General features: G+C 71.7%; 7 protein-coding genes and 1 pseudogene. 5 read left to right on the plus strand and 3 right to left on the minus strand.

Annotated features, from left to right (window positions below; genetic code table 11):
- From G3I40_RS35180 to G3I40_RS35190, 3 genes are all read left to right on the plus strand, one after another.
- Positions 1-276 (plus strand): amidohydrolase family protein (locus tag G3I40_RS35180; protein ID WP_164558907.1); only part of this gene is annotated, 276 nt, incomplete at its 5' end.
- A 107-nt stretch (positions 277-383) separates the two neighbouring features.
- Positions 384-1,073 (plus strand): DUF899 domain-containing protein, encoded by a 690-nt coding sequence (locus G3I40_RS35185; protein WP_164558908.1) that lies wholly within the window; start codon positions 384-386, stop codon positions 1,071-1,073.
- A 162-nt stretch (positions 1,074-1,235) separates the two neighbouring features.
- Positions 1,236-1,418, plus strand: coding sequence for a hypothetical protein (locus G3I40_RS35190; RefSeq protein ID WP_203645347.1), 183 nt, complete (start codon positions 1,236-1,238; stop codon positions 1,416-1,418).
- A gap of 10 nt (positions 1,419-1,428) precedes the next feature.
- On the opposite strand, the gene G3I40_RS35195 is transcribed toward G3I40_RS35190, so the two are convergent.
- Positions 1,429-1,845 carry a hypothetical protein gene (locus tag G3I40_RS35195; protein ID WP_239092130.1) on the minus strand — a complete coding sequence of 139 codons (417 nt, stop codon included), beginning with the start codon at positions 1,843-1,845 and terminating at the stop codon, positions 1,429-1,431.
- An 82-nt stretch (positions 1,846-1,927) separates the two neighbouring features.
- Positions 1,928-2,476 carry an ATP-binding protein gene (locus G3I40_RS35200; RefSeq protein WP_343245113.1) on the minus strand — a complete coding sequence of 183 codons (549 nt, stop codon included), beginning with the start codon at positions 2,474-2,476 and terminating at the stop codon, positions 1,928-1,930.
- A gap of 211 nt (positions 2,477-2,687) precedes the next feature.
- Here G3I40_RS35200 and G3I40_RS35205 point away from each other — a divergent pair, with 211 nt between their 5' ends.
- Together G3I40_RS35205 and G3I40_RS35210 are read left to right on the plus strand one after the other, a co-directional pair.
- Complete coding sequence (locus G3I40_RS35205) at positions 2,688-3,557, plus strand: helix-turn-helix transcriptional regulator (protein ID WP_164558911.1); 870 nt, start codon at positions 2,688-2,690, stop codon at positions 3,555-3,557.
- Complete coding sequence (locus G3I40_RS35210) at positions 3,558-3,830, plus strand: DUF397 domain-containing protein (RefSeq protein ID WP_164558912.1); 273 nt, start codon at positions 3,558-3,560, stop codon at positions 3,828-3,830.
- A gap of 15 nt (positions 3,831-3,845) precedes the next feature.
- On the opposite strand, the pseudogene G3I40_RS35215 reads toward G3I40_RS35210, so the two are convergent.
- A pseudogene (locus G3I40_RS35215) lies at positions 3,846-4,030 on the minus strand (PLP-dependent aminotransferase family protein); the annotation flags it as partial.

A 4,030-nucleotide genomic window follows, 5' to 3' on the forward strand; every position in this document is an offset into this window, starting at 1 on the left:
CACGTCGGCTCGCTGGCGCCCGGCCGCCGCGCCGACCTCGTCCTGGTCGACCTGAGCGGCCCGCACACCCAGCCCGTGCACGACCTCGCCGCGACCCTCGTGCACAGCGCCCGCTCCGGCGACGTGCGCACCACCGTCGTCGACGGCCGCGTCCTGATGCGCGACGGGCGGCTGACCACGGTCGATGTCCCGGACGTGGCAGGGGAGTTGGCCGAGCTGCTGCCCGCGCTCGTCGCACGCGGACACGGCAGGCGTATCCAGGAGTACGACACCTGAGGCCCCGTGAAGAAGTGCCCGGAAAAAACTTCGGCGGCAGCGATGAGTTCCGTGCGGCTCCCCGGTCACCCCTGCGAGAGACCCGCCCGTCGACATACGGAGGAACCATGGGGCTGCCGAAGGTGGTCACGCACGAGGAGTGGCGCGCCGCCCGCGAGGAACTGCTCGCTCTGGAGAAGGCGGCCACCCGGGCGCGGGACGAGTTGAACGCCCGGCGGCGCGAGCTGCCCATGGCGGAGGTCGACAAGCTGTACGTCTTCGAAGGGCCGGACGGCAAGGCCGAGTTGCTCGACCTGTTCGAGGGGCGGGCCCAACTGGTCGTCTACCACTTCATGTTCGCTCCCGAGTGGGAGGCGGGCTGTGCCAGTTGCTCGGGGTTCCTCGACCAGATCGGGCACCTGGCGCATCTGCGGGCCCGCGGCACGGCGTTCGCGGCGGTCTCCCGCGCGCCGTTCACCAGGATCCTCCCGTTCAAGGCCCGGATGGGCTGGACGGTTCCCTGGTACTCGTCCCACCTCACCGATTTCAACCAGGACTTCGGCGCCACGGTCGGCTCCGCCGAAGGCGTCCAGGAGCGGCCCGCGCTCAGCTGCTTCCTCCGCGACGGGGAGCGGGTCTTCCACACGTACACGACCTTCGACCGGGGCCTGGACAACATCGGGTTCACCAGCAATCTCCTCGACCTGACGGCCCTGGGCCGGCAGGAGGAGTGGGAGAAGCCGGCCGGCCGCGCCTCTGCCCTCGGCGCCCCTGCGGGCAGTACGGGCGTCCGGTACCACGACGAATACGGCGACTGAGGCGCCTCACGTCCGGGTCCACCTCGTCTCAAGTCGGTGTCATTATCGTCACGTTGCGAGCCGAAACCCCCGCTGCCAGCGTTCTCCCTCATGACGCGTCGGCACGCACCGATGCTCGACCGCACGAGCACATCGGCACGATCACGGGGGCAGGGACGAGTGATGATCAACGGACGAGTGGTACTGCAACGTTTCCCGGCCGGCGGGCCCCGCGGCTCCTGGCCCGCCGAGGAGTTCGCGCGCCTGCGCCGCCTGGAGGGTCAACCCGCCGAAGTGGTCATGGACCTGGCGACGGACGCGTTCCTGGTGATCGTGCGCGAGGCGGCCCCCTCGCCCGTCGGCTGAGGCGAGGCGCTCAGGCGGCGCCGAGCGGACGCGACCACGCCGGGGTCGTCCCGGTCACCCGGCACAGCGCCAGATACAGCGGGATCGGCGGCGTGTACGGCACCGGACCGTCGGGGCAGTGGATGAGATCGGGCGCCCGGCGCGCGTCCGGCACCACGGCCCCGGTCGTGTAGCGCGCGGGCGCCGGCCACTCCAGGGCGACATCGGAGTCCGAGGGCACCAGCCACCACCAGTGCGCCCCGTCCGCGTACACGCAGCCCATGTGCGGCAGCCGCCGCGTCATCGCCCGGGCGAACGCCTCGGGCACCGCCACCGCGTCGCAGCCCATCGGCGCCGTCATGCCGTCCGGCACGCTCAGGCGCACGGGGTCGGCGGGGCGCGGGGCGGTGTGTCGCCGGGCGAACCCGACCAGCGAGTCCAACTGCATCGTCCGCGTCGTCACCACGCCCATCCGTTCCCGTTCAGCACGTTCGTCGTCCTTCGTCCGCCCGGTCGGTGGCGGACGCCGCTCACCAGGCCCAGCCGGTCCCGTCGCAGGGCGCGGGGACGGGGCCGGGACCCGCCGCCTGGCCGTCCCTCGGCAGCTCCGCCCAGACGAGCAGCCCGGGCCCGGTCTCCTGGGCGCCCCACGCGGTGGAGACCGCCGCCACGAGGAGGAGCCCCCTGCCGTGCTCCTCCTCGGGCGCGATCCGGCCCGCGGGGCGGGTGTCGCCGGGCATGCAGCCCTCGTCGCGCACCGCTATCCGCACGCGCTCGCCGGAGTCGTCGCACAGCTCGTGCAGCTCGCAGTGGATGCGGCGGCTGGCTGTGTGCACGATCGCGTTCGTGACCAGTTCGGACACGACGAGAGCCGCCGCGTCGCAGGTGTCCTCGCACGCGCCCCAACCACTGAGGTGGGCGCGCGTCATGCGCCGGGCCTGTGCGGCGGAGCCCGGGTGGGGAGCCAGTTCGAAGCTGCTGCGCCGTGCCGCAGGCCCTGTCGAGGTACCCGAACGGTCACTGAGCGTAGCTTCGCCGACTTCTGTTCCTAAGGGCGCGGACGGAATCACGCTTGCCACTATCGCCCCGTCGTGAACACTTGGCAAGAGCCACTCTGGAAAATGCAGAGTGCAGTGTGCCGTGCGGAGCGGGCATGGCACACTGCTCGCAACAGCTCGACGCGCGGCGCCCATTGGGGGCGAACCGCGGGGAAATGGCCGGTTGACGACCCTGACCGGATCTTCTCCCGCGGCTGGATCCGGACACGTGAACTACTGGGAGGTAAGGGGCGTGAGCGAACCGCGGTCCGCGCCGACGGTCGGCCAGGTCGTCCTGGGCCGGCGCCTCCAGGACCTCCGCGAGAACGCCGGGCTCAAGCGCGAGGAAGCCGCGAAAGTACTCCGCGTGACCGCCGCGACGGTCCGTCGCATGGAGACCGCGGAGGTCTCCCTGAAGATCCCCTACCTCCAGCTCCTGCTGAAGTCCTACGGCGTCTCGACGGCCGAGGCCGACGCGTTCGTGCAGCTCGCCGAGGACGCGAACAAGCCGGGCTGGTGGCAGCGGTTCCACGACATCCTGCCCGGCTGGTTCTCGATGTACGTGAGCCTGGAGGGCGCCGCGGCGCTCATCAGGTCGTACGAGCCGCACTTCGTGCCGGGACTGCTGCAGACCGAGGACTACGCGCGCGGCGTGCTCAGATCGGGGGCGATCGGCCGCGCGCTCGTCGAGGACCCCGGCGTCGTCGACCGGCACGTCGCCCTGCGCATGCAGCGCCAGGACCTGCTCACCCGCGAGGACGCGCCACGCCTGTGGGTGGTCATGGACGAGACCGCGCTGCGCCGGCCCGTCGGCGACGCGGACGTGATGCGCGGCCAGATCGACCGGCTGCTGGACGTCATGGAACGGCCGAACGTGACCCTCCAGGTCGCGGAGTTCGCCGCGGGCCCGCACCCGGGCACGTACGGACCCTTCGTCCTGTTCCGATTCGCCATGTCGGAACTGCCGGACATGGTGTACAGCGAGTACCTGACCGGCGCCGTCTACCTGGACGCGCGACCCGAGGTGGCCACGCACCTGGAGGTCATGGACCGCATGGCGGCACACGCCGCGACGGCACAACGCACAAAGGAGATCCTCCGCGATCTCCGCAAGGAGCTGTGAATGGACCGGATCAAGGACCGGATACGAGGCGTCGACGGCGAGCCGATCTACAACGGCATGCCGGCCCGCGACCTCGGCTCCGACGGCTGGCACAAGCCGTGGAGCGGTGGCAACGGCGGCAACTGTCTCGAAGCCATGAAGCTGGCCGACGGCCGCGTCGCCGTCCGCCAGTCCTCGGACCCGGACGGCCCCGCCCTCATCTACACCCCCGGTGAGATCACCGCGTTCATCGAGGGTGCCAAGCAGGGCGCGGCGGACTTCCTGCTGTCCTGACCTGCCCCGCCCCCATCAGGAGGGCGGCGGCAGCACGTCGCAGAGGGCGTCGACCGCAGCCCCGTACGCCCGTTCCGGCGCGGCCGCGTACCCCACGACCAAACCGTCCGCTGCCGCCGTGGCGGGCGCCGCCGGATGCCGGAACTCCGCGAGCCCGTCCACGGCGACGCCCCGCCAGGCCGCCGCCTTCAGCGCCGCCC

This window comes from Streptomyces sp. SID14478, assembly GCF_010548525.1.
Lineage (GTDB): Bacteria > Actinomycetota > Actinomycetes > Streptomycetales > Streptomycetaceae > Streptomyces.